Source organism: Sulfitobacter brevis (assembly GCF_900112755.1).
GTDB lineage: Bacteria > Pseudomonadota > Alphaproteobacteria > Rhodobacterales > Rhodobacteraceae > Sulfitobacter > Sulfitobacter brevis.
On the sequence record NZ_FOMW01000002.1, the window covers coordinates 153262 to 176617 of the forward strand.

The window sequence follows — 23356 nt, forward strand, 5'->3', positions numbered from 1 at the left end:
CGTGCAGGGAGAAACCATGGGCAGAGTAGATCGCTACATGCTGTCACAGCTTCTTGTGCTGTTTGGCTTTTTCGCTTTGGTGCTTGTGGCATTGTTCTGGATCAACAGAGCTGTGGTGCTGTTTGACCGGCTCATCGGCGACGGGCAATCGGCGCTGGTTTTCCTTGAATTCACTGCACTTGGGTTGCCCAAGCTCATCGTAACCGTGTTGCCGATCGCCACCTTTGCCGGTGCGGTCTATGTCACCAACAGGATGGCGGGCGAAAGCGAATTGACGGTGCTGCAAGCCACCGGTTCGGGCCCGTGGCGGCTGGCGTGGCCGGTGCTGGTCTACGGAATTTGCGTCGCTGTGATGATGACGGTGCTGAGCCATCTGTTAGTGCCGCTGGCACAGGCGCAGTTGCAGCAACGCGAGAATGACATTTCGCAAAATATCTCGGCGCGGTTGCTGACCGAAGGCACATTTTTGCACCCTTCCGACGAAATCACATTCTATACACGCCAGATCGATGCGGATGGCGTGTTGCGCGATGTGTTTTTATCTGACCGCCGCGATGCAAAGCAAGGCGTGATCTATACAGCCGCCGAAGCCTATCTGGTGCGCAACGGACAAGGCTCGACGCTGATCATGGTGAACGGGTTGGCGCAGCGGTTGGATCGCGAAGAGAAAAGGCTTTCTACTGCGAAATTCCGCGATTTTTCCTTTGATATCTCGGCCTTGATGTCCGACCGGACCGACGAAGCCTTGCCGATCACCGCGATGGTGACACCGGTGCTTCTGGCCAATCTCGGTACGATCTCGGCAACGTCGGGCGAGACGAAGGGCGTCATTGCCGAAGAAATCCACTCGCGCTTTGCGCAGCCCCTGTTTTGTATAGTCGCAGCCCTCGTCGGGTTTTCCACCCTGTTAATTGGCGGGTTTTCGCGTTTTGGCGTCTGGCGCGAGATTGTTTTGGCTTTTGGCCTGCTCATCGTGATTGACGGGCTGCGCGGCACCCTGGTCGATACGGTGCGCAGCGATGCGGATATGTGGCCACTGATGTATGCGCCTTCGCTCTTGGGGGCGTTCTTGGTGGTCGCGATGTTGTGGCAGGCCGCTCATCCCGGCTGGTGGACCCGTTTCAGATCAGGAGCTGCGGCATGATCCTGCACCTCTATTTCGCCCGCCGCTTTGCCATGACATTTCTCCTCATCACCATTGTGCTGTTTACGCTGGTCATGCTGATTGACGGGGTTGAACAGGCCCGCAAATTCAGCAACTTTGATCTGGGGTGGCAGAAGATTTTGCAGCTCACGCTGCTGAAAACGCCTGAAACGATCAATCTGATTTTGCCGCTGATCACCATTCTGGCTACGATCGCGTTGTTTATCTCGTTGTCGCGGTCGTCCGAACTGGTGGTGACTCGCGCATCGGGTCGCTCGGCTTTGCAAGCGTTGATCGCGCCGGTCACGGTGGCGCTGATCATTGGCGTCATGGCTGTGGGCATGCTTAATCCCATCGTCGCGGCGACAGGCAAGCGCTATGAGCAATTGTCGGATAAATACCGCTCGGGCGGGGTTTCGGCGCTGTCGCTCAGCAGTGAGGGGTTGTGGTTGCGGCAGGGCACTGAAGCGGGCCAGACGGTCATCCGCGCGTGGCGCTCCAATGCGGACGCATCCATACTTTATGATGTGACCTTTATCACCTATGACCCCGAAAAAGGTCCGATCCAGCGCATCGAAGCTGGCAGTGCGATGCTGGAAGACGGAGGATGGACCTTGAGCAACGCCAAAACCTGGCCTTTAAAGGATGGCGTTAACGCAGAAGGCAACGCAAAAACCTATGGGACCCTCATCGTGCCGTCCTCGCTAACCCTTGACCAGATCCGCGACACCATCGGCGAGCCCGCGGGCGTGTCGATCTACGATCTGCCCGATTTCATCCGCAAGCTTGAGCAGGCCGGCTTCAGCCCGCGCCGCCACAAAGTCTGGCTTCAGTCCGAATTTGCCCGGCCGCTGTTTCTGATGGCAATGGTTCTGGTCGCCAGCGCCTTTACCATGCGGCATGCGCGTTTCGGCGGCACCGGCGTTGCAGTGCTCGCGGCGGTACTCACGGGCTTCGGCCTCTACTTCATCCGCAGCTTTACCCAGATTCTGGGTGAAAACGGCCAGATCCCTGTAGTGCTATCGGCTTGGGCCACACCTGTGGCGGCTGTATTACTCGCGCTCGGTTTGCTTTTGCAGTTGGAGGACGGCTGATGCGGCGTGCAATAGCCCTTTTGTGTATGGTTTTTGTGCTGCCGCTGTCGCTCAAGGCGCAGCAGACCGTCACTCCAGCGGAGCCTGCCATTCTCGTAGCGGACGAGGTGTTCATCACCCGTGACCGCACGCTGGTGGCGCAAGGCAATGTCGAAGCGTTTCAGGGCAACCGCCGCCTGCGCGCCAAGGCGATCCGCTACAACCAACAGACTGGCACGCTGATCCTCGACGGGCCGATTGTGTTGCTGGATGGCGAAAATACGGTGCTGCTCGCGGATGCCGGTGAGTTGGATCAAGGCCTGCGCAACGGGCTTTTGACAGGCGCGCGGCTGGTGTTGAACCAGCAACTTCAGCTTGCGGCAGTGCAGATCGACCGCGTCGATGGCCGCTATAGCCAGCTTTACAAAACTTCCGTAACCTCTTGTAAAGTATGCAATGATGGTCGCCCTCCTCTATGGCAGATCAGGGCCAAGCGTGTTATTCACGACGAACTCGAACAGCAGCTTTATTTTGACGAGGCGACCTTTCGCATCCGCGATGTGCCGGTGTTTTACCTGCCGCGTCTGCGCCTGCCCGATCCGACACTTGACCGCGCGTCGGGCTTTCTTGCCCCGTCGTTCCGCACCACCTCACAGCTCGGCACAGGGCTTAAGGTGCCCTATTTCATCAAAATCGGTGATCACCGCGATCTGACTGTGACGCCTTATGTCTCCAGTGCGACCCGCACATTGGAGCTGAGATACCGGCAGGCATTCCGTACGGGCCGGATGGAGTTTAACGGCGCGTTCTCGAAAGATGACCAGCGGCCCGACAGCACGCGCGGCTATATTTTCGGCGAAGGTACCTTTGATCTGGCGCGCAACTACAAACTGCTTTTCACCGTCGAGGCCGTGGGGGACACCTCGTATCTGTCTGAGTACGGTTATTCCAGCAAGGACCGCCTGAAGAGCGAGCTGACCGTGTCGCGGGCAAAGCGCGATGCCTATGTGCGTGCAAGCCTCTACAACTTCGAGACCCTGCGCGACGGCGAAGACAACGATACCCAACCGACACTGGTGCTGGATGGTGATTTCGAGCGGCGGTTTTTCCCTGTCGCGGCGGGCGGTGAAATCCGCTTTGGCTTACAAGCCCACAGCCACAGGCGCGGCTCGGATATGGACATTGTCGGGCGCGACGTGGCGCGGATAAACGGCCAAATCGACTGGCTGCGCCGCCTTACCAGCCGCACCGGTCTGGTGACCGACCTGCAAGCAGGCGCGAGCTTCAACTTCTTTGACATCACTCAAGACAGCAGTGTCGCGCAGAACCATAGCGACATCGCGCCCCATGTCGCAGTGGCCTTGCGCTATCCGATGATCCGGCGTGGCGCGGCAGGTGTGTCGCATGTGTTGGAGCCTGTGGTGCAACTTGGCTGGACCGGCAACAGCCGCCTGCCGATCCCCAACGAAGAAAGCACGCGGGTAGAATTTGACGAGGGTAATCTGCTGGCCCTGTCACGATTTCCTCGCCCTGACCGGCGCGAACGCAATGCTGCGGCTGCCGTCGGGCTAAGCTATTCGCGGATCAACGCCGCCGGCTGGGAGGGCAATTTGACCTTTGGACAGGTGTTTCGCAGCGCCGCTGACACCAGTTTTACCGAAACCTCCGGGCTCAGCGGTACCGCCTCGGCCGTGCTGGTTGCCGGACAGATCAAAATGCCCAAGGGCGTGTCGCTTACCGGACGCAGCCTTGTGGACGGTGATCTCGACTTTACCAAGGCCGAGCTGCGCGGCGACTGGACCTTCAAGCGCGGGCGTTTGGGCGGCAGTTACGTCTGGCTCGGCGTTGATGCCGAAGAAGACCGCACGAAAGAAATCTCCGAAATCAATCTCGACGGTGATTTCAGGATCAACACCCAGTGGGCGGTTAGTGCCGACTGGCGTTTTGATGTCGAGGACGACCGCGCCGCTACGGCGGGACTTGGCCTGACGTACAACAATGAATGTGTGACAGTCGACCTTTCGGTCCAGCGCCGCTATTCATCGTCTACAAGTGTCGAGCCGTCGACAGATATCGGATTTAATATCGGCCTGAAGGGCTTCTCAGCCTCAACTGGAACAGAAAGATACGAACGCACATGCAAAAACTGACCCGAATGAAACCGCCCTCCCTGATCCGGTCACTGGCTGTCATGATGCTGGTCACGATGACGGGCCAAACTGCCGTGGCGCAAAATCTTTTCGCGCCGGTGGTGCGGGTTGATGACAGTGTGGTCACCGAATACGAAGTCACCCAGCGCCAGCGGTTTTTGCAACTGCTCAACGCGCCGGGCGCCGACCGTGCCAGTTCCATTGATGCGTTGGTTGATGATCGCCTGCGCGCCGCCGAGGTGGCCCGCGTCGGGCTGACCCTGTCCCCTGCGAGTCTCACCTCAGGGATGGAAGAATTCGCCGCACGCGCCAATCTGTCATCGGACGAATTTATCGAGGCTCTGGGCCAGTCGGGCGTGGATCAGGAGACATTTCGCGACTTCATCAAGGTCACGCTGGCGTGGCGCGATCTCATTCGCGCACGCTATAACGGCACCGTCCAGATTTCCGAGACCGAGATTGACCGCGAGCTTGGCACCTCCTCGGGTGGCAGCGGCATCCGCGTGCTGCTCTCCGAGATCATCATCCCCGCGCCACCGCCCAATGCCGCCCAAGTGAACGCGCTGGCCGAAAAAATTTCGCAGACCCGCTCGCAGGCGGAATTCTCGAACTATGCGCGGCAATATTCAGCCACGGCCACGCGCGGCGCCGGGGGGCAAATGCCTTGGACCCCGCTCGAGAATCTGCCGCCCAGCCTGCATTCGATCATTCTGGCACTGTCGCCCGGCGAGGTGACCGCCCCGCTGCCGATCCCCAATGCCGTGGCCTTGTTCCAGTTGCGCGCCATCGAAGAGACCGGCTCACCCAAGCAGGAATACTCCGAAATCGAATATGCCGCCTATTACATCGCCGGTGGTCGCAGCGAAGCCGGCTTGACCCAAGCAGCCAAGTTGCGGGCCCGCGTCGATGTTTGTGACGATCTCTACGGGGTCGCCAAGGGCCAACCTGCCACCGTGCTTGAGCGGGGCGCGAAAAAGCCTGCCGAAATTCCGCAAGACATCGCCATTGAACTGGCCAAGCTTGATCCCGGTGAATCCTCGGTCGCGCTGACCCGTTCGGACGGTCAGACGCTGGTGTTCCTGATGCTGTGCAAACGTACCGCTGCGGGCAACTCCGAAGTCACCCGCGAACAGGTCACCTCGGCAATCCGCCAGCGTAAATTGCAAGGCTACTCCGACCAGTTGCTGGAACAGCTTCGCGCCAACGCCCGCATCTTGCGCCTGTGACCGGTGCTGCCTTGCCGGTGGTGCTCTCCTGTGGGGAGCCTGCCGGAATAGGACCGGAAGTCGCGGCGAAAGCTTGGGCGGCATTGGCGCGTGAGGTGCCGATGCTGTGGCTTGGTGATCCGCGCCACCTGCCCCGCGACATTCCCCACCGCGTGGTGGATCGCACCGAGGACGCCTGCGGCATTCATACGGACGCGCTGCCGGTTCTTGCCACAGACTTCGGGACCGATGCCACCCATGGCACCGCCGATCCGCGTCACGCCCAACGGGTGATTGATGTGATCGCCCAAGGTGTTGATCTGGTCCAGCGCGGCGCGGCTTTGGCGCTTTGCACCGCACCGATCCACAAAAAGGCGCTGCAGGATGGCGCAGGTTTCGCTTACCCGGGCCATACCGAATATCTTGCGGCCTTGGCCGGCGATGTCGATGTTGTGATGATGCTGGCCTCCGACCAACTGCGCGTGGTGCCCACGACGATCCACATAGCATTGGCGCAGGTACCGCAGGTTCTGACGCCAGCCCTGTTGCGCCGCACCATCGAGATCACGGCCTACGGTTTGCGCCGCCAGTTCAGCATCGCAAATCCCCGTCTCGCCATTGCGGGCTTAAACCCCCATGCGGGCGAAGGTGGCGCAATGGGGCGCGAAGAGCTGGACTGGATCGCGCCCCTGATCACCCAGATGCGCGGCGAAGGCTTTGATCTGGCAGGCCCCTTGCCCGCCGACACGATGTTCCATGCTGCCGCGCGCGCCCGTTATGACGCGGCCATCGCGATGTATCACGACCAAGCGCTGATCCCGATCAAGACCCTCGACTTCGACCGTGGGGTGAATGTGACGCTGGGCTTGCCGTTTATCCGCACATCGCCCGATCACGGCACCGCCTTTGATATCGCGGGCCAAGGCATTGCCAACCCGACCAGCATGATCGAAGCGATCCGGCTGGCCCACCGCATGGCGGAGACCAGATGAATTCGATCGACACCCTGCCACCGTTGCGCGACGTCATTGCCACCCATGAGCTCAGCGCGCGCAAATCACTGGGCCAGAACTTTTTGCTCGACCTGAACCTGACCGCCAAGATCGCCCGACAGGCGGGCGATCTGACCGGCTGTGACGTGCTGGAAATTGGCCCCGGCCCCGGTGGATTGACACGTGGATTGTTGTCCGAGGGCGCTCGACGGGTACTGGCGATTGAAAAAGACCCCCGCTGTCTGCCCGCGCTGGACGAGATCGCCGCCGCCTACCCCGACCGCCTTAAGGTGATTGTCGGCGATGCGTTGGAGATTGACCCGCTGGCCCATCTGACGGCCCCGATCCGCGTTGCAGCAAACCTGCCCTATAATGTCGGGACCGAGCTTTTGGTGCGTTGGTTGACCCCGCCGGAATGGCCACCGTTCTGGGAGAGCCTGACCTTGATGTTCCAGCGCGAGGTCGCAGAGCGGATTGTCGCCACCCCCGGCTCCAAGGCTTACGGGCGGCTAGCCTTGCTCGCGCAATGGCGGGCGGAACCGCGTATTGTGATGCATCTGCCGCCCGAGGCGTTCACCCCGCCGCCCAAGGTCTCCTCGGCGGTGGTGCACCTGACCGCACTTGCAGAGCCGCGCTTCCCCGCCGATCCTGCGATCCTTAACCGTGTGGTCGCCACCGCCTTCAACCAACGGCGCAAGATGCTACGCTCGGCGCTCAAATCAATGACGCCTGATATCGAAGACCACCTGAACGCGGCAGGCATCAAACCGACCGAGCGGGCCGAACAGGTCTCGCTTGAGGCATTCTGCGCCTTGGCGCGCACCTTTAAACCCTAAGACTGTACCGAGTTGTTTATGTTCCGACTTCTGACTGTTTTGCTAATTTTCACGCTTGGCGCTTGTGCCACAGGCTACGGCGGCCCGCCGCCACGCGGTAGCCAGAGCGATATCGCCGCTCTCACGACCGCGATCCGTGCGCTTGGTCCACACGTTGATCCATCGGAGGCGGCACGCGCAGCGCAGATATCCTATGACTACAGCCATCAACTGGCGCTGGCCTACCAAATCGAAGACGCGCCGCTGGTACATAACAGCAAGGTCAATCGCGGGGATAAACCGCGTGGGCTGTGCTGGCATTGGGCGGAAGATATGGAAAAGCGGCTCGACGCCGAAAACTTCACGACCCTGAGCATGCACCGCGCCATCGCCAATGCTGACAGCCGCATCCTGATCGACCATTCCAGCGCCGTGATTTCGGCGGCAGGCGCGTCAATGCAGGACGGTATCGTGCTTGACCCGTGGCGCAAAGGTGGCGTGCTGTTCTGGTCGCGGGTGGCCGAAGACCGTCGCTATCCCTGGCAGGAACGCGAGGCCGTGCTGCGCAAGCACGGCCGCATTCGCTATGTCACCCAAGCAGGCGTGCCGATTAACCCTTGAACCGGTCGCCGGCCTAGCCGCGCCCGCGATAGGGCGGCACACCCTGATCGGGGATCCACACCCCCTGCGGCATCGCGCCAGTCTGCCAGAATACATCAATCGGAATACCGCCGCGCGGATACCAATAACCACCAATCCGCAGCCAGCGCGGGCCGAGGAAATCGACCAACCGCCGCGCAATCGAAACGGTGCAATCCTCATGGAACGCGCCGTGGTTGCGAAATGCCCCCAAGAACAGCTTGAGTGATTTCGACTCCACCAGATAGGCGTCCGGCACATAGTCGATCACCAGATGGGCAAAGTCGGGCTGGCCTGTCATCGGGCAGAGCGAGGTAAACTCCGGCGCGGTAAAGCGCACACAGTAGTCGACATCGGCCTGCGGATTGGCGACCCGCTCCAGCACAGCGGTCTCGGGCGAGGCAGGCAATTCAGTCGCACCACCCAATTGGGTCAGGTTACTGTAAATCGTTTCCATCAAACTCTCCTGATGCGGGGATCAGACCCCGCGTTTGTTGCCCCAAAGCAAAACATGAAGCTGCGGCAGCACCCGTGCCGTGTACCAGCGGTCTTCGATGACTTTACCTACCAGCCATTCCAAGCGGTCCGCGACCTGCTGCGGATCAACCGCCACGTCGGGGTCCACGTCCGGATTGCCGGGCTGCAAGAACAGCGGCAGATCGGGATAGGTCTCAGCCACGACACGCGCCCAGCCGTAATCGAGATCGTCAAAAATCACGATCTTCATTACGACCTTGCCACAGCCCTTAGCCGCCTCCAGACAGGCATCAAAGGCCACCCAGTCCACAGTCTCCTCGCTGGAGGGCGGTTTGGGGCTGAGCACCAGCGTATCCAACTCGGAGAACCACAATTTGGCGAGCGAGCCTTGGGTCTCGCAGGCGAAACGATAGCCGACGCGCTTGCCGCGACGGATCAGCGGGCCGAAATCCTGGATCGCGGGGTTGCCGCCTGACAGCGTTACTATCAACGGCCCACCCCCTGACAACCGACTGACCTCGCCCCAGACTGCATCCGTGGTCATCGCGGCCCATTCATGGCGGTGGACCGGATCGACGGCATGCATGCTGTCACACCATGTGCAGCGGTAATCACAGCCACCGCTGCGAACAAATACGGTCGGCTCGCCGATCAGGGCGCCTTCGCCCTGAATGGTGGGGCCGAAAATCTCGGCAATGCGCAACTTGCTCATGGTCGATACTCCGCCCAGGTCTTGGGGGTTTCGCTGACCTTGACAGCGGTGGTTTCCGGCCAACGCGCAGCGCACCAATCATAGAAATGTTTCGCCATGTTTTCTCCGGTCGAGGGCACCGCCAGCACGTCGTTCAAATGACGGTGGTCAAAGGTGCCGTCGATATAGGTTTTCAGTGGTTTCAGCTCACCGTAGTCGCGCACGAAACCGTCGGCGTTAAGCTCGGGCGATGCCAGTTCGACCACCACCACATAGTTATGGCCGTGCAACCGCGCACATTGATGCCCGTCGGGCAAATGCTCCAATTGGTGTGACGCTGAAAAGTGGAATTCCTTGGTGATCCGGTACATCAGCTTGCCACCTTGGCCGTGATCGCGTCAGCCCAGAAATCAGGGTCTTCGTAGGGTGTCGGATCTGCAACCCCCGCCAGATGGAAGGCCTCGCGCCGTTCCACGCAAGTACCGCAGCGCCCGCAATGATCGGTGCCGCCCTTATAACAGGACCATGTCAAGTCAAACGGCGTGTCATGCTCCTGCCCCGCTGTCACGATATCGGCCTTGGTGCGGTGCACGAATGGCGTATAAAGCGCCACCTCGGCATAGCCTTCAAGCGCGTATTTTTGCATGACTTCAAAGCTTTGGGTGAAGGCAGGGCGGCAGTCAGGATAGATGAAATGGTCGCCGCCATGCACCGCCGTCGCCACCGCCTGATCGCCCCGCGCTGCGGCCACGCCAAAGGCGATGCTCAGCATGATGGCGTTGCGATTGGGCACCACGGTGACGCGCATGCTCTCCTCGGCATAATGGCCATCGGGCACGTCGATATCGTCGGTCAGCGCCGAGCCGGACAAAACCGCGCCGATGCTGCGCAGATCAATAATATCGTGAGGTACATTCAACCGCACAGCACAGAGCGCGGCATAATCAAGTTCTTTGCGGTGCCGCTGACCGTAGTCAAACGACACAAGGCCGGTAAGCTGGTTTTCCTGCGCGACCATATGGGCGAGCGACACGGAATCGAGTCCGCCGGAGCAGATGACTATCGTCTTCATTTCGTAACCCTTGTTTTGTTGTCCGGGTAGGCTGCGACCGGAAAGGGCGGTGTTAAGGGACATGATCTCAAAATCCAAGAGGCGGGGAGAATAAAAGTCAGCTTAGCTGACGTAATACCACTTCTGCGCGACTGCATCGGCGGTTTCACGCGCGCAGGCATTAAATATGCAGCCTTTGGCGACGGAAGCGCGGTGCGGATGCGTTTGACCTCTATGCGGCCCCGAACAGAGGGTCGCCCAAACAACAGAGCAGGAGCATGACATGCGCAAATTCATCAATAGCAGCCTGATCGCCATTGCGATCTTTGCCGCGACCTCACCCGCACAGGCCGACACGCGGCGCACATCTGCGCGAGAGGCACAGTCCGAGCGTAGCGATCACAATCGCAGGGAGCCTGTTCAATATGTGCAGTCTTCACGTCACAGCCATGCCGCCAAGAGCGTCAAAGCCAAGTCCCACGGGCGTCAGCACAAATATGCAGTCGGGCACCGGTTTGATCGCAAGAAGGTAGTGGTGGTTCAAGACTGGCACCGCCGTGGCCTGCCGAGCCCGCGCCGCAACGAAGTTTATCTGATTAGTGGCAACGACATTTATCTGGCGACGGCTGCTAGTCTGATTGCAAAGGCGCTGATCAACTAACTGCGCAGACGCGCCGCCTTGGCCATAGGCCCGAAAAAAGGCCCCGATGAACGGGGCCTTTTTAATATCTCAAATCACTCGGCTGCTTCGGGCTGGTCGCCGTTATCGGCACTCGGTTCGCTCTCTGGCTTTGGCTTTGGCGCGGCTTTGCGACGGGGCGCGCGCTTGGGCTTGGGCTTGCTCTCGGGTGTCTCGACCAGTCCGCTGTCCTGATCACCAGCGTCATTCGCATCGGCGTCCGGCTGCTGTGTCTGCGCGAGATCCGGCTGCGGCTGATCGCCACTGTCTTTGCGCTCGTTGCGTCTGGGGCTGCGGCGGCGCTGGTTTTCTTGCGGCGCATCGCCTTGCGGCTCGCTTGGCGGCTGGTTGCTTTGCGGCTGCTGGTTGCCCTGCTGCTGATTGTTCTGTTGCGGCGGGTTGCCCTGCTGCGGCTGGTTACCCTGCTGCTGCTGGTTGCCCTGCTGCTGCTGGTTGCCCTGCTGCTGCTGGTTGCCCTGCTGCTGCTGGTTGCCCTGCTGTGGCTGGTTACCCTGATCGCCCTGCTGCTGGCCGTGATCGCCCTGCTGGGGCCGCTCACGATCCCGCTCGGCCTGACGCTCACGGTTCTGGCGCTCCTGATCGTCGCGGCGCTGGTCGATTTCGCGCTGCGCTTCGCTGAGCATCCGAAGGTAATGTTCAGCGTGCTGCTGAAAGTTCTCGGCGGCAACGCGGTCGTTGCTCAGATGGGCATCTCGCGCCAGCTGATTGTATTTCTCGATGACCTGCTGAGGCGTGCCACGCACTTTGCCCTCGGGGCCGGAACTGTCGAACACGCGGTTGACGACGTTGCCGCCCTGCGGTTGGCGGTTGCGGTTATTCTTAGACCGGGACCGTGATCTGGAGGATTTCATGAAATGTTTTCAGCCTTCAATGCTGGTGTTCGTATAGACCGGGCGGCGATAAAGTCGCCAAAAAGAACCGGCTGTTCGATATGTTGGGCATAACGCCGCGCGGGACCGCCGATTGGCATCCACCGCTGCAACACCCCTGAATAAACACGCAGATGCGGTCACGGCAAGGGTAAAGTCGCATATTTTCTGCCACAAAGACGCTTTTTACCGATTTACGCAGGCCGGTCTGCACAAATAACACGTGCCCGACCGTCCAGATCAGTAGCTAGCGTTACTCTGCCCCAGCCAGCGTTTTCAAAGATTTGCCGCACCGCATCGCCTTGCTGCCAACCGATTTCGACCATCACGCGCCCCTTGGGGGTAAGGTAACCCTGCGCCTGTGCGGCAATGATCCGGTAGACGCTGAGCCCGTCGAATTCGTCCGTTAACGCCATGCGCGGCTCATGCAAGGCAAGTTCCGGCGCGACAGTCAGCATCTCTTCGGCAGCCAGATAGGGGGGATTCGAGACGATCAGATCAAACCGTCCCTCGACATGCTCGAACCAGTCTGATTGCAGAATTTCGGCCCGCGCCTGCACTCCGTGCAGCACCGCATTGGCGCTGGCTTGCAGACAGGCCGCTTCTGACAGGTCCACCGCCATACCCGTGGCGTCAGGGCGTTCGGCCAGCAGTGTGACCAGCAAACAGCCCGATCCGGTGCCGAGGTCCAGCATCCGTGTGAATGGCTCCGCCAGCGCGGTCTCGATCAGGGTTTCCGATTCGGGGCGTGGGTCCAGCACGTCGCGGCTGATCTTGAAATCACGGCCATAAAAAGCCCGCGCGCCAACGAGTTGTGACACCGGCACCCGCACGGCACGCAAAGCGACAAGATGCTCGAACCGCTCGGCGATCTCGGGGGCAATCTCTTCGGGGGCAATCAATGTGACCCGCGCCGCATCAACCGAGGCCGCATGGGCCAGCAAAATCCGCGCATCCCGCGCAGGGTCCGGCACCCCCGCCGCCCGCAACCGTGCTGCTGCCGCCGCCATTGCCATCGCCGCCGTAGGCGCGCTCATCGAGATACCTCAGCAGTGGGCGCGCTCATGTGCTCATCTCGGCCATCATCTGCGCTTGGGCATCTGCGGTCAGCGCATCGACAATCTCGTCCAGATCGCCCTGCATCACCGCATCCAGCCGGTACAGCGTCAGGTTAATGCGGTGGTCGGTCAGCCTGCCTTGCGGGAAATTATAGGTGCGAATCCGCTCGGATCGGTCGCCGGAGCCGACCTGTGCGGCGCGGCTGGCCGAGCGTTCGCTATCAACGCGGTTACGCTCCATGTCATAAAGCCGCGCTTTGAGCACCTGCATCGCCTTATCGCGGTTTCGGTGCTGGGATTTTTCGGAGGAGGTCACCACGATGCCAGTTGGCAAGTGGGTAATGCGCACCGCGGAATCGGTGGTGTTGACGTGCTGGCCGCCCGCGCCGGACGATCGCATCGTGTCGATCCGCAGATCATTGGCGTTGATCTCGATATCCACATCTTCAGCTTCGGGCAGTACCGCGACGGTCGCCGCAGAGGTGTGAATACGCCCGCCGCTTTCGGTGCTCGGCACCCGCTGCACGCGGTGTACGCCCGATTCGTATTTTAGCCGCGCAAAGACGTCGCGACCGGTGATATGCGCGACCACTTCCTTGACGCCGCCAAGCTCGGTCATCTGCTCTTCGATCAGATCAACCTTCCAGCCTTTCGCCTCGGCGTAGCGTTGATACATGCGCAGCAGATCGGCGGCAAAAAGCGCAGCCTCATCCCCGCCCGTACCGGGCCGTATCTCCAGCATCGCAGGTTTGGCATCGGCCTCATCGCGCGGCAGCAAGGACAGCTGCAACGCGGCTTCGGCTTTGGGCAACTTGGCCTTCAGGCGCGGCAATTCCTCTTCGGCCAGCTCGGCCATTTCAGGGTCGCGCAGCATGGCGCGGGCCTCGTCCATGTCGCGCAAAAGCTGGCGATAGGCGTCGATCTGTTCCACCACAGGGCGCAGATCGGAATATTCCTTGGCGATGCGGGCAAAGTCCGCCCCGTCCGCGCCGGCCGACATCGACGCTTCCAGATACTGGAAGCGTTGCGAAATTTGTTCAAGGCGGTCCATTGGGATCATAGGGGTGCTGTCGCTGATGAGAATGATTTGGTCAAGAGGCAGAGCCGTGGTAACATGGCACATGGTTCGCTTTGTATTGATCCTCGCGCTGATGATCCTGCCTGCTCTTTCAGATGTGAAGGCGCAGGAGCATAAAACGACGGACTGTTATTGCACCGATCGCAACCACAACCGCGTTGAGTTGGGCGAGACGATTTGCCTGCAAGTCGACGGGCGCATGTTTATGGCGCAGTGCCAGATGTCGCTGAACGTGCCGATGTGGCGCGAGGTACAAAAGGGCTGTCTTTCCTCAGGGTTGAGCAGCCCTGACGAGGTGTTCCAGACGGCCACGATTGACGCCCAGATCTGACGTGCCAAAGCGCAGGCGGGCGAACATCCGGATTTGATCGCCGATCAGTTGCACAGTGGTATAATCGGGAAAGCCGATAGCATTTGAGCGGGTGATATAGGTCACTTTGCCATCCTCGACCGATCCGGAAAGGATTTCGGTGCGGGGTAGCGCCAAAGCGGCGCGGTGGATACGGGCGAATGTAGCGGCGTCCCCGACAATCACCCGCGTGGCGCTTCCTGCGGTCGTGCTGTCTTGAGTGGCGTCAATTTCCGCATTCCAGCGTTTGGCATCTGACGGAGCGATCCGCACATAGACCAATAAGCCAATCACCAGCAGCAGTAAGATCCAGCCTATCATCTTTAACAATTCCTTTTCCTTTATCGCAGCGCCGCGCAGGGGTTTGCGCAGTGCTGTATTGGTCTTATTTGGATTTGCGCATCCGCGCGCCCAACAGGCACAGGATTTCCGTCGCCACATGGGCGCCTGCAATCGCCGTGGCGCCTGTCGTGTCAAATGGCGGCGAGACCTCGACGACATCGCCGCCCATGATGTTGATCCCCGCCAGATCACGCAGCATGATCGAAGCCTGCGCCGACGTCAGCCCGCCCCACACCGGCGTGCCTGTGCCCGGCGCATATGCCGGATCAAGCGCATCAATGTCGAAGGTCAGATAGGTCGGACGGTCGCCCAGCACCGCTTTGATCTTCTCCACCGCCGCTACGGGACCTTTTTCATGGACCTCGCGGGCGTCAATGGTGGTCACGCCCATCGTATCGGGGTTGGTCGTGCGAATACCGACCTGCACCGAGGTCGCGGGATCAATCACGCCCGATTTAACCGCCTTGTAGAACATCGTGCCGTGGTCAATCCGGGTCATGTCATCGTCCGGCCACGTGTCGGAATGCGCATCGAAATGCAGCAGGCTGATCGGCCCGTATTTTTCGGCATAGGCTTTGAGGATCGGAAAGCTGATATAGTGATCGCCGCCCAGCACCACACTGGCCGCGCCGGCATCCAGAATGCCCCGAATATGCGCGGTCAACGTGTCGGGAAACTGGCTGACGTGGCCGTAATCGAACGCGAGGTCCCCATAGTCGGCTATGGCAAATTCACTGAGCACGTCAAAATCCCAGCCATAAGGCGGATCGTAGGGCTGCAGAGTGCTCGCCTCACGGATCGCACGGGGGCCAAGCCGCGTGCCGGGACGGTTGGTCACTGCTTGATCAAAGGGCACGCCCGTCACGGCAATATCGACGCCGGTCAGATCCTTGGTGTAACGGCGGCGCAGGAACGACGTCGCCCCGCCAAAAGCGTTTTCAAAGCTCGGACCCTTCAGATCTTCGCGGGTAAACGCCTGATCAATCTGGGTTTTCGCATCTTCCAAAGCCATGTCTCAGCCTTTCGCCAGCGGTTGGGCGGTTTCAACCAACCGCGCAAAGAACGAGGCACCGACGGGGGCGATATCGTCATTGAAGTTAAATTTGGGGTGGTGCAGCCCTGCCCCTTCGCCCGCGCCAAGGAAGAGATAGGCACCGGGCCGCTCCTCCAGCATATAAGAGAAATCCTCGGCTCCTGCGACCTTGGGGAACGCCGCATCAACGCCGATATCACCCGCCACATCGCGCGCTACCTTGGCGGCAAAGGCGGTTTGTTCGACCGAGTTGACGGTGCTGGGGTAGCCGATCTCGTAGTCGAGCTTTGCGGTCAGGCCAAAGCTTGCCGCCTGACCCTGCACGATCTCCTCCATCCGGCGCTGGATCAGCGCGCGGGTGTCGGCGTCGAAAGTGCGGATAGTGGCCTGCACCATCGCAGTTTCGGGGATCACGTTGCTGGCGCTGCCTGCATGGATTTGCGTGACCGAGATCACCCGCTCTTGCGCGGAATCGGTGTTGCGGCTGATGATCGTCTGGATCGCCTGCACGATAGAACAAGCCGCGACGACCGGATCAATCGTTTCATGCGGCATCGCGCCATGGCCGCCACGCCCGGTGATGTGAATTGTTGCAGTGTCCACCGCCGCCATGATCGGGCCAGGAGTGGTCAGAAACTTGCCAACGTCCTGCCCCGGTGTGTTGTGCAAGGCATAGACTTCGGTAATCCCGAAACGCTCCATTATGCCCTCGCGGCACATGACTTCTGCGCCGCCGCCATCTTCCTCGGCAGGCTGGAAAATCAGCGCCACACGCCCCGAGAAATTGCGCGTTTCCGCGAGGTATTTCGCCGCACCCAGCAGCATCGCGGTATGGCCATCATGGCCACAGGCGTGCATCTTGCCGGGATGGGTAGAGGCATAGTCGACACCGGTATCCTCGGTGATCGGCAGCGCATCGAAATCGGCGCGCAGCCCAATAGTGCCGCCAGCACCCTGCCCGTTGATGATCGCCACAATGCCGGTCTGCGCGATGCCATCATGGATCTCGTCGACCCCGATCTCCTCCAGCCGTTCTTTGATAAACGCCGCCGTTTTGGGGCAATCGAAGGACAGTTCGGGGATCGTATGCAGGTGGCGTCGCCACGCGGTCATATCAGACGCGAAATCGGCGATGCGGTTGACGACGGGCATGGGGTGGACTCCTTGGTGCGAAATTGGTCAGGTGCGCATCTGACACCAGACAGGACCAAGCTGCAATGGCTGACGACCTCATTCACGACCAAGGCGCAGGCATTGAACGGCTGCTCGAAATCATGCGCCGTTTGCGCGACCCCAAGACGGGCTGCCCGTGGGATATCGAACAGGATTTTGCCTCCATTGCGCCCTATACCATCGAGGAAGCCTATGAGGTCGCCGACGCGATTGAGCGGCAGGACTGGGCCGAGCTTGAAGGCGAATTGGGCGATCTGCTGCTGCAATCGGTCTATCATACCGCGATGGGCGAAGAGGCGGGATTGTTCAGCTTTCAATCCGTAGTGCGCAGCATCTCTGACAAAATGGTCGCTCGGCATCCACATGTTTTCGGCGACGAAGATCGCGATAAATCAGCCGAGCAACAGACCCGCGACTGGGAGGCGATCAAGGCCGCCGAGCGTGCAGGTAAGGCGCAGGGTGGCACGCTGGACGGTGTCGCCGTCGGCCTGCCCGCCCTGCTGCGTGCCTACAAGCTGCAAAAGCGTGCAGCGCGTGTGGGGTTTGACTGGCCTTCCACCGATCAGGTGATCGACAAAATCGTCGAAGAGGCGCAGGAGTTGGTCGAGGCCCGCGATACCCTGACCGAGACGGAAACCTTTGAGGAATATGGCGATCTGCTGTTTGTCATGGCAAATCTGGGCCGCCATCTGGGTATTGATCCCGAAGCTGCATTGCGTGCCGCCAATGCAAAATTCACCCGTCGTTTCGAAGGTGTCGAAGCGCGGTTGGCCGCATCGGGCAAAACCCCCGATCAAAGCGATCTGGCCGAGATGGATGCACTGTGGGACGCGGTAAAAGCCAATGAACGCGCTGGCAAATCCACGCCGATGTGATCGGCCAAATCCGCAGCGCAGCCTGCCGCGCTCTTTTCGTTGTGCCCGATATGCCCTACACAGCCGCCAAACAGGAGAAGTGCGATGTCGCCCCAAAAAATCATCATCGATACCGATCCCGGACAGGACGACGCCGTGGCGATCCTGCTGGCGCTGGCCAGCCCCGAAGAGATCGAGGTACTGGGCATCACCTGCGTTGCGGGAAATGTGCCGCTTGATCTGACCTCAAAGAACGCGCGGATCGTGTGCGAACTGGCAGGACGCCCCGATATCAAAGTCTTTGCCGGTTGCGACCGCCCGCTGGGCCGCGATCTGGTGACCGCCGAGCATGTGCACGGCAAATCCGGCCTTGATGGCCCCGACCTGCCCGACCCGACTATGCCGCTCGCCGAAGGCCATGCAGTCGATTTCATCATCGAAACCCTGCGCGCCCATCCCGCTGGCACGGTCACACTCTGCCCGCTGGGGCCCCTGACCAACATCGCGACCGCCCTGCAAAAAGCCCCCGATATCGCCGAGAAAGCCGCAAAGATCGTGCTGATGGGGGGCGGCTATTTCGAGGGTGGCAACATCACCTCGACGGCAGAATTTAACATTTACGTCGACCCGCAAGCCGCTGATATTGTTTTTAAATCAGGCATACCTATAGTGGTGATGCCGCTGGACGTGACGCACAAGGCGCTGGTCACCAAACCGCGCAACGACGCCTTTCGCGCCCTTGGCACGCAGGTCGGCACCGCTGTGGCGCAGATGACCGATTTTTTCGAGCGCTTCGACATCGAGAAATACGGCTCGGCAGGCGCGCCTTTGCACGACCCTTGCGTGACCGCCTTCCTGATCAATCCCGAGCTTTTCTCTGGCCGCCACATCAACGTCGAGATCGAGACCCAATCGGAACTGACGATGGGCATGACCGTCGCCGATTGGTGGCGCGTCACCGACCGTCCCGCCAATGCGACTTTCATCAACGATCTGGACGCCGATGGCTTCTTCACCCTGTTGACCGAGCGTCTGGCGCGGCTATGAGCGCCTCTCTCACCCTCGGTGCGCCCGACCATCTCGATAAACTCGTCACGCTGGTCACGGCGTTTCATGAGGAAGCGGGGATCAAGATGACCGACGAGGCCCGTCGCCGTGGCCTTGCACCGCTGCTTGATGGCATTCCGCATGGTGCCGTTTATCTGATTGGCCCGCCACGGGCGGCCATCGGCTATGTCGTGATCTGTTTTGGCTGGTCGGTGGAGTTTGGCGGTCTCGATGCAATCATCGACGAGCTTTACGTGCGCCCCGGGGTGCGTGGGCGTGGCGTTGCCTCCGAGGCGCTGCTGGCGCTGCCACGGGCACTGGCCCAAGGCGGACTGCGCGCCGTGCATCTTGAGGTCGACCGCTCAAACGCCTCCGCCGTCAAGCTCTACACCCGCGCCGGATTTAAGCCGCGCGATCAATATATGCTCATGTCACGGACGCTCTGACCTATGCACATCCCCTTTGACAACAGCTATGCCACCCTGCCAGATGGCTTTTTCACGCGGCAAGATCCGACGCCCGTGAAGACCCCGACCCTGCTGGCCTATAACCGCGATCTCGCATTGCTGCTCGGCATCACCGAAGGTGGCGCCCAAGACCTCGCGCAGGTGTTCTCCGGCAACCAGATCCCCGAAGGCGCCGCGCCGCTGGCGCAGAATTACGCAGGCCACCAGTTCGGCACGTATAACCCGCAACTGGGAGATGGCCGCGCGATCCTGCTGGGCGAGGTTGTGGACACCAATGGAATCCGCCGCGATATCCAGCTCAAAGGCTCCGGCCCGACCCGCTATTCGCGTCGCGGTGACGGTCGTGCATGGCTTGGGCCAGTACTGCGCGAATATGTAGTGAGCGAGGCGATGCACGCTCTCGGCATCCCCACCACCCGTGCGCTGGCCGCCGTCACCACCGGCGAGCCGGTATTTCGCGAAGCCGGCGGGCTGCCCGGCGCTGTGCTGACCCGTGTGGCAAGCAGCCATTTGCGCGTTGGCACCTTTCAGGTTTTCGCCCATCGCGGCGAGGTCGACAACCTGCGCACCCTCACCGACTATGCCATCGCCCGCCACTATCCCGACGCAGATGGCCCGATTGGGCTGCTCCGCGCCGTCTGTGCGGCACAGGCCGAATTGGTTGCAGCATGGCTGTCCGTGGGCTTCATCCACGGCGTGATGAACACCGACAATTGCGCCATCTCCGGCGAAACCATCGACTATGGCCCCTGCGCCTTTATGGACGGGTTTCACAACGGCCGCGTCTACTCCTCGATCGATACGCAGGGCCGCTATGCCTATGGTAACCAACCCAATATCGTGGTTTGGAACATGGCCCAACTGGCCACCAGCCTGATCCAACAGCTTGATGACAAAGACGCCGCCATCGCCGAGGCCACCGAGATCGTCGAGGCAATGCCCGGCCAACTTGAAGCCGCATGGCTCCGCCGCTTTGCCGCCAAAATCGGCGTCACATCCCCACAACCTGATGATCTGGGGCTGGTGCAGGAACTGCTTACCCTGATGCAACAAGACAGCGCCGACTTCACCAATACCTTCCGCGCCCTGCCTACTGCGCAAGCCCGCGATCACTTCACCGACCGCGCGTCTTTCGACGCTTGGGAAAGCAAATGGAAACTGCGGCTCGGCGCTGCCCCTGACACCGAGGCCATGAATCGCGCCAACCCCGCCGTCATCCCGCGCAACCACCGCATCGAGCAAATGATCGAGGCCGCCGTCGCGGGCGACATGGAACCGTTCACCAAATTGATGGCCGCGCTGGCCACACCTTACGCATCAACCGACCCGACGCTCGAACGCCCGCCAACCGAAGATGAAATCGTCCCCGCGACTTTCTGCGGCACCTAAGCTTTATTTGGCCGAGAAAACTTACTCCGCCGCTTGCAAGCGGGGCTTGCGGTTGATCAGGTAAATCCCGGCCGCCACCAAGAACAGCGCCCCCCAAACCGACAACGCCACCTGTTCAGACAGCAGCAACCAACCCAGCAATACCGCAATCACCGGCGACAAAAAGCTGAACGAAGCCACCGAGGACGTGGGGTAGATTTTAAGCAGCCAGAACCACGCCAGATAGCCGAAACTCGCCACCGCGAAAATCTGATAGATCAGCGCCGCCAGATGCACCGGCTCAAACTCCCGCACCAGCGGTCCGAAAAGCGGCGCCAGAAGCAGCAGGATCGGCGCTGATATCACCACTTGAAACAACAGTTGCGGCGCGGGCGGCACCTCGGACAGCGGGGTGATCCGCAAACACAGCGCGATACCGGCCCAGCTCAGTGCCGACATCAACGCCATGATATCACCCGCCCAACTGACATGCCCGCCGCTGCGGTCGCTCAAGGCCAGCGCCACACCGGCCATCGCCATTCCCAACCCTGCCAGCCGGAGCCGCGTCAAACGCTCGCTCGGTAGCAACCAATGCGCCATTAACGTCAGCCAGACTGGCATCGAATAGAAGATCACCGATACTCTGCTCACTGTCGACAGATCTAGCGCCACAAACAGGCCGGTGAATTCAATGACGAACAGCAAGCCCGTTATGACCCCGCCCGCCCAAGCGCGACGCGGCACAGAGAAGCTGGCCCCCCGCAGGCGCATCCAGATCAGCAAAACCACCACCGCCCCGACCGAGCGCAGGCCCGCCGCGAAAACAGGGTTCAACCCGTCGCCGGTTACCTTCACCACCACTTGGTTGAACCCGAGGTTCAACGAAAAGGCGATCAGTGCCACGGTGCCGAATGTATCTATATGGGATTTACGTTCCATGGCGTCAAAAGCAGCCAAGATCAGCGGGTTGTCAATGTGCAAACCGGCTTGGCCGGACCAGCAGAGCGGGCGTTGTTCTTTACGTCGTCGTCCCGCGCCGAAGCCGGAATATCACCCATATCAGAACCGCCGCGACAACCAGCGGTGACATCCAGATCAAGGCCATTTCCCCGCCGAACCACGTGCTGCCACTCAATCCGCGACAGGACACCTCGGCCCCCTCCGTGCAGGTGTCCAGCACCAGCACAGCAAGAAGTGGCGGCACTGATACCAGCGCCGCCACGAGAATATAAAGCAGACCAAGGGTCAGCTTGCGCATGGTCACGCGACCTTTTGCGCGCCCGGCTTGCCGCCGCCACTGCTGCGTCTGCGACCTGCGCCTGATTTAGCGCCGCCACCGCCGCCACCCGCAGGACGACCACCGCCGCCGCCACCCGGACGACCACCGCCGCCACCAGGGCGACCGCCCCGACCACGGCCCTTGGGCTTATCAGGGATTTCCATCGCTTCCCACGGACGGCCCGAGGCCACGGGGATCGAAATACCCATAGTCTTCTGAATCGCCTTCAATTCGCCCATCTCGTCAGGCGCGCAGAATGCGATTGCAGCCCCGTCTTTGCCCGCGCGGGCGGTCCGGCCAATACGGTGCACATAGTTGTCAGGCACGTTCGGCAATTCAAAGTTATAGACGTGCTTCACATCGGGAATATCCAGACCACGGGCCGCCACATCAGTCGCCACAAGAACGGTCAGATCGCCCTTTTTAAAGCCTTCAATCGCACGGTCACGCTGGCCTTGCGACTTGTTACCGTGAATCGAGGTCGCGTCGAAACCCGCCTTAACCAGCGTCTTCATCAGCTTTTCCGAACCGTGCTTGGTCCGTCCGAACACCAAAGCGCGCTCGCCCTTGTGCTTGGTCAAAAGCTCGATCAACAGGTTGGTCTTCTCCGCCTTGGCGATGAAGTGCACCTCTTGGGTAACCTTGTCGGCGGCCTTGCCGGGAGGCGAGACTTCGATACGGATCGGGCTTTGCAGGTAGGTGTTTGCAATCTCGTTCATCAGCTTGGGCATGGTCGCCGAGAACAGCATGGTCTGGCGGTTCTTCGGGATCACGGAAGCAATCTTGCGCAGGTCATGGATGAACCCCATGTCGAGCATCTGGTCCGCCTCGTCGAGCACCAGAAACGATGCTTCGTCCAAACGAACCGCGCGGCGGTCCATCAGGTCGAGCAAACGGCCCGGCGTGGCGACCAACAGGTCAACGCCGCCGCCCAGACGCTTGATCTGGGTATTGATCGACTGCCCGCCGACAACCATCGCCACCTGCAAGGACGATCCCTTGGCATAGTCGCGCAGGTTCACGGAAATCTGTGTCGCCAGCTCGCGGGTCGGGGCCAGAACAAGGCCACGCACGCAGCGCGGGTTCGGGCGGCCTTCCATGGCCATCATCTGGGCCACCAACGGCACACCAAAGGCCGCTGTCTTGCCGGTACCAGTCTGGGCAAGGCCCATCACGTCACGGCCGTTCATCCCGTGTGGAATCGCCTGTCGCTGGATCGGAGTCGGGTCTTTCAGACCCATTTCAGTTAGCCGTGCCACAAGTTTCTTGGGCAGGCCCATCATATCAAAATCGCTCATCGTCGTCTTTCCGGGCACCGGCCTTGGCCTTGCCCCATCGCTTTGCCGCGCCCTTCAAAGGCGCCGCAGGGTAACGCAAAACGGATCGCAGGCGCAGGCCATATGCCTTACACCTGTCCATTGCGCTTGGCCCCACGCGTGATTTTGGGAACATCGGCGGGCCTTGATATCGGTCCTGCTAAATTCAGCAAGGATCCGGGCTGC

26 protein-coding genes are annotated in these 23356 nt (G+C 60.6%); 13 read left to right on the forward strand and 13 right to left on the reverse strand.

What is annotated here, in order from left to right:
• Window positions 1-16 precede the first annotated feature (16 nt).
• The 7 genes from lptF to BM174_RS03260 are packed head-to-tail and all read left to right on the forward strand — an operon-like array spanning window position 17 to window position 8000.
• On the forward strand, window positions 17-1144 hold the full coding sequence (lptF, locus tag BM174_RS03230) for an LPS export ABC transporter permease LptF (RefSeq protein WP_093922398.1): 1128 nt from the start codon (window positions 17-19) through the stop codon (window positions 1142-1144).
• Window positions 1141-2238, forward strand: a complete 1098-nt coding sequence (gene lptG, locus BM174_RS03235; RefSeq protein WP_093922399.1) for an LPS export ABC transporter permease LptG — start codon at window positions 1141-1143, stop codon at window positions 2236-2238. Before lptF ends, lptG begins: the two co-directional genes overlap by 4 nt.
• Window positions 2238-4367 carry an LPS-assembly protein LptD gene (locus BM174_RS03240; protein ID WP_093922400.1) on the forward strand — a complete coding sequence of 710 codons (2130 nt, stop codon included), beginning with the start codon at window positions 2238-2240 and terminating at the stop codon, window positions 4365-4367. Before lptG ends, BM174_RS03240 begins: the two co-directional genes overlap by 1 nt.
• Window positions 4355-5593: a peptidylprolyl isomerase gene (locus BM174_RS03245; RefSeq protein ID WP_093922401.1), complete on the forward strand. Its 1239-nt coding sequence runs from the start codon at window positions 4355-4357 to the stop codon at window positions 5591-5593. The genes BM174_RS03240 and BM174_RS03245 overlap by 13 nt, the downstream gene beginning before the upstream one ends.
• On the forward strand, window positions 5590-6564 hold the full coding sequence (gene pdxA, locus BM174_RS03250; protein WP_093922402.1) for a 4-hydroxythreonine-4-phosphate dehydrogenase PdxA: 975 nt from the start codon (window positions 5590-5592) through the stop codon (window positions 6562-6564). The genes BM174_RS03245 and pdxA overlap by 4 nt, the downstream gene beginning before the upstream one ends.
• Complete coding sequence (gene rsmA, locus BM174_RS03255) at window positions 6561-7400, forward strand: 16S rRNA (adenine(1518)-N(6)/adenine(1519)-N(6))-dimethyltransferase RsmA (RefSeq protein WP_093922403.1); 840 nt, start codon at window positions 6561-6563, stop codon at window positions 7398-7400. The genes pdxA and rsmA overlap by 4 nt, the downstream gene beginning before the upstream one ends.
• Window positions 7401-7418: 18 nt before the next feature.
• Window positions 7419-8000 carry a hypothetical protein gene (locus BM174_RS03260; protein ID WP_093922404.1) on the forward strand — a complete coding sequence of 194 codons (582 nt, stop codon included), beginning with the start codon at window positions 7419-7421 and terminating at the stop codon, window positions 7998-8000.
• Window positions 8001-8013: 13 nt separating this feature from the next.
• Here the strand turns inward: BM174_RS03260 and queF are convergent, their stop codons facing one another.
• The 4 genes from queF to queC are packed head-to-tail and all read right to left on the reverse strand — an operon-like array spanning window position 8014 to window position 10258.
• Window positions 8014-8478: a preQ(1) synthase gene (gene queF / locus BM174_RS03265; RefSeq protein ID WP_093922405.1), complete on the reverse strand. Its 465-nt coding sequence runs from the start codon at window positions 8476-8478 to the stop codon at window positions 8014-8016.
• Window positions 8479-8496: 18 nt separating this feature from the next.
• Window positions 8497-9207, reverse strand: a complete 711-nt coding sequence (queE, locus tag BM174_RS03270) for a 7-carboxy-7-deazaguanine synthase QueE (protein WP_093922406.1) — start codon at window positions 9205-9207, stop codon at window positions 8497-8499.
• Window positions 9204-9557, reverse strand: coding sequence for a 6-carboxytetrahydropterin synthase QueD (gene queD / locus BM174_RS03275; protein ID WP_093922407.1), 354 nt, complete (start codon window positions 9555-9557; stop codon window positions 9204-9206). The genes queE and queD overlap by 4 nt, the downstream gene beginning before the upstream one ends.
• Window positions 9557-10258 carry a 7-cyano-7-deazaguanine synthase QueC gene (gene queC, locus BM174_RS03280; protein WP_093922408.1) on the reverse strand — a complete coding sequence of 234 codons (702 nt, stop codon included), beginning with the start codon at window positions 10256-10258 and terminating at the stop codon, window positions 9557-9559. Before queC ends, queD begins: the two co-directional genes overlap by 1 nt.
• A 262-nt stretch (window positions 10259-10520) precedes the next feature.
• Between queC and BM174_RS03285 the strand changes: the two genes are divergently transcribed.
• Window positions 10521-10898 carry an RcnB family protein gene (locus BM174_RS03285; RefSeq protein ID WP_093922409.1) on the forward strand — a complete coding sequence of 126 codons (378 nt, stop codon included), beginning with the start codon at window positions 10521-10523 and terminating at the stop codon, window positions 10896-10898.
• Window positions 10899-10972: 74 nt separating this feature from the next.
• Here the strand turns inward: BM174_RS03285 and BM174_RS03290 are convergent, their stop codons facing one another.
• The 3 genes from BM174_RS03290 to prfA all read right to left on the reverse strand — a co-directional run bounded on the left by BM174_RS03290 (window position 10973) and on the right by prfA (window position 13924).
• Window positions 10973-11788, reverse strand: coding sequence for a DUF4167 domain-containing protein (locus BM174_RS03290; protein WP_093922410.1), 816 nt, complete (start codon window positions 11786-11788; stop codon window positions 10973-10975).
• Between the two features lie 212 nt (window positions 11789-12000).
• Entirely contained in the window at window positions 12001-12843 is an 843-nt protein-coding gene (prmC, locus tag BM174_RS03295; protein ID WP_093922411.1) for a peptide chain release factor N(5)-glutamine methyltransferase, read from the reverse strand.
• A gap of 25 nt (window positions 12844-12868) precedes the next feature.
• Window positions 12869-13924 (reverse strand): peptide chain release factor 1, encoded by a 1056-nt coding sequence (prfA, locus tag BM174_RS03300; RefSeq protein ID WP_093922611.1) that lies wholly within the window; start codon window positions 13922-13924, stop codon window positions 12869-12871.
• A gap of 91 nt (window positions 13925-14015) precedes the next feature.
• Here prfA and BM174_RS03305 point away from each other — a divergent pair, with 91 nt between their 5' ends.
• Window positions 14016-14273, forward strand: coding sequence for a hypothetical protein (locus BM174_RS03305; RefSeq protein ID WP_245766265.1), 258 nt, complete (start codon window positions 14016-14018; stop codon window positions 14271-14273).
• On the opposite strand, the gene BM174_RS03310 is transcribed toward BM174_RS03305, so the two are convergent.
• The 3 genes from BM174_RS03310 to BM174_RS03320 form a co-directional block, all read right to left on the reverse strand.
• Window positions 14214-14612: a DUF1499 domain-containing protein gene (locus tag BM174_RS03310; RefSeq protein WP_093922413.1), complete on the reverse strand. Its 399-nt coding sequence runs from the start codon at window positions 14610-14612 to the stop codon at window positions 14214-14216. The two genes, BM174_RS03305 and BM174_RS03310, sit on opposite strands and share 60 nt — an antisense overlap.
• Window positions 14613-14676: 64 nt before the next feature.
• Window positions 14677-15645, reverse strand: coding sequence for an agmatinase (speB, locus tag BM174_RS03315; RefSeq protein WP_093922414.1), 969 nt, complete (start codon window positions 15643-15645; stop codon window positions 14677-14679).
• Between the two features lie 3 nt (window positions 15646-15648).
• The gene (locus BM174_RS03320; protein ID WP_093922415.1) at window positions 15649-16818 is read right to left on the reverse strand and encodes a M20 aminoacylase family protein; all 1170 of its coding nucleotides are present in this window, start codon (window positions 16816-16818) and stop codon (window positions 15649-15651) included.
• Window positions 16819-16883: 65 nt separating this feature from the next.
• On the opposite strand from BM174_RS03320, the gene mazG reads away from it, so the two are divergent.
• From mazG to BM174_RS03340, 4 genes are all read left to right on the forward strand, one after another.
• On the forward strand, window positions 16884-17714 hold the full coding sequence (mazG, locus tag BM174_RS03325) for a nucleoside triphosphate pyrophosphohydrolase (RefSeq protein WP_093922416.1): 831 nt from the start codon (window positions 16884-16886) through the stop codon (window positions 17712-17714).
• Window positions 17715-17798: 84 nt separating this feature from the next.
• A complete protein-coding gene (locus BM174_RS03330; protein WP_093922417.1) occupies window positions 17799-18740 on the forward strand; it encodes a nucleoside hydrolase in 942 nt (313 codons plus the stop codon).
• Window positions 18737-19186: a GNAT family N-acetyltransferase gene (locus tag BM174_RS03335; RefSeq protein ID WP_093922418.1), complete on the forward strand. Its 450-nt coding sequence runs from the start codon at window positions 18737-18739 to the stop codon at window positions 19184-19186. Before BM174_RS03330 ends, BM174_RS03335 begins: the two co-directional genes overlap by 4 nt.
• Before the next feature lie 3 nt (window positions 19187-19189).
• Entirely contained in the window at window positions 19190-20596 is a 1407-nt protein-coding gene (locus tag BM174_RS03340) for a protein adenylyltransferase SelO (protein ID WP_093922419.1), read from the forward strand.
• A 21-nt stretch (window positions 20597-20617) separates the two neighbouring features.
• Here the strand turns inward: BM174_RS03340 and BM174_RS03345 are convergent, their stop codons facing one another.
• From BM174_RS03345 to BM174_RS03355, 3 genes are all read right to left on the reverse strand, one after another.
• On the reverse strand, window positions 20618-21514 hold the full coding sequence (locus BM174_RS03345) for a DMT family transporter (RefSeq protein ID WP_093922612.1): 897 nt from the start codon (window positions 21512-21514) through the stop codon (window positions 20618-20620).
• A gap of 79 nt (window positions 21515-21593) precedes the next feature.
• Window positions 21594-21833: a hypothetical protein gene (locus BM174_RS03350; RefSeq protein WP_093922420.1), complete on the reverse strand. Its 240-nt coding sequence runs from the start codon at window positions 21831-21833 to the stop codon at window positions 21594-21596.
• Window positions 21834-21835: 2 nt separating this feature from the next.
• Window positions 21836-23152 carry a DEAD/DEAH box helicase gene (locus BM174_RS03355; RefSeq protein ID WP_093922421.1) on the reverse strand — a complete coding sequence of 439 codons (1317 nt, stop codon included), beginning with the start codon at window positions 23150-23152 and terminating at the stop codon, window positions 21836-21838.
• Window positions 23153-23356: the final 204 nt, after the last annotated feature.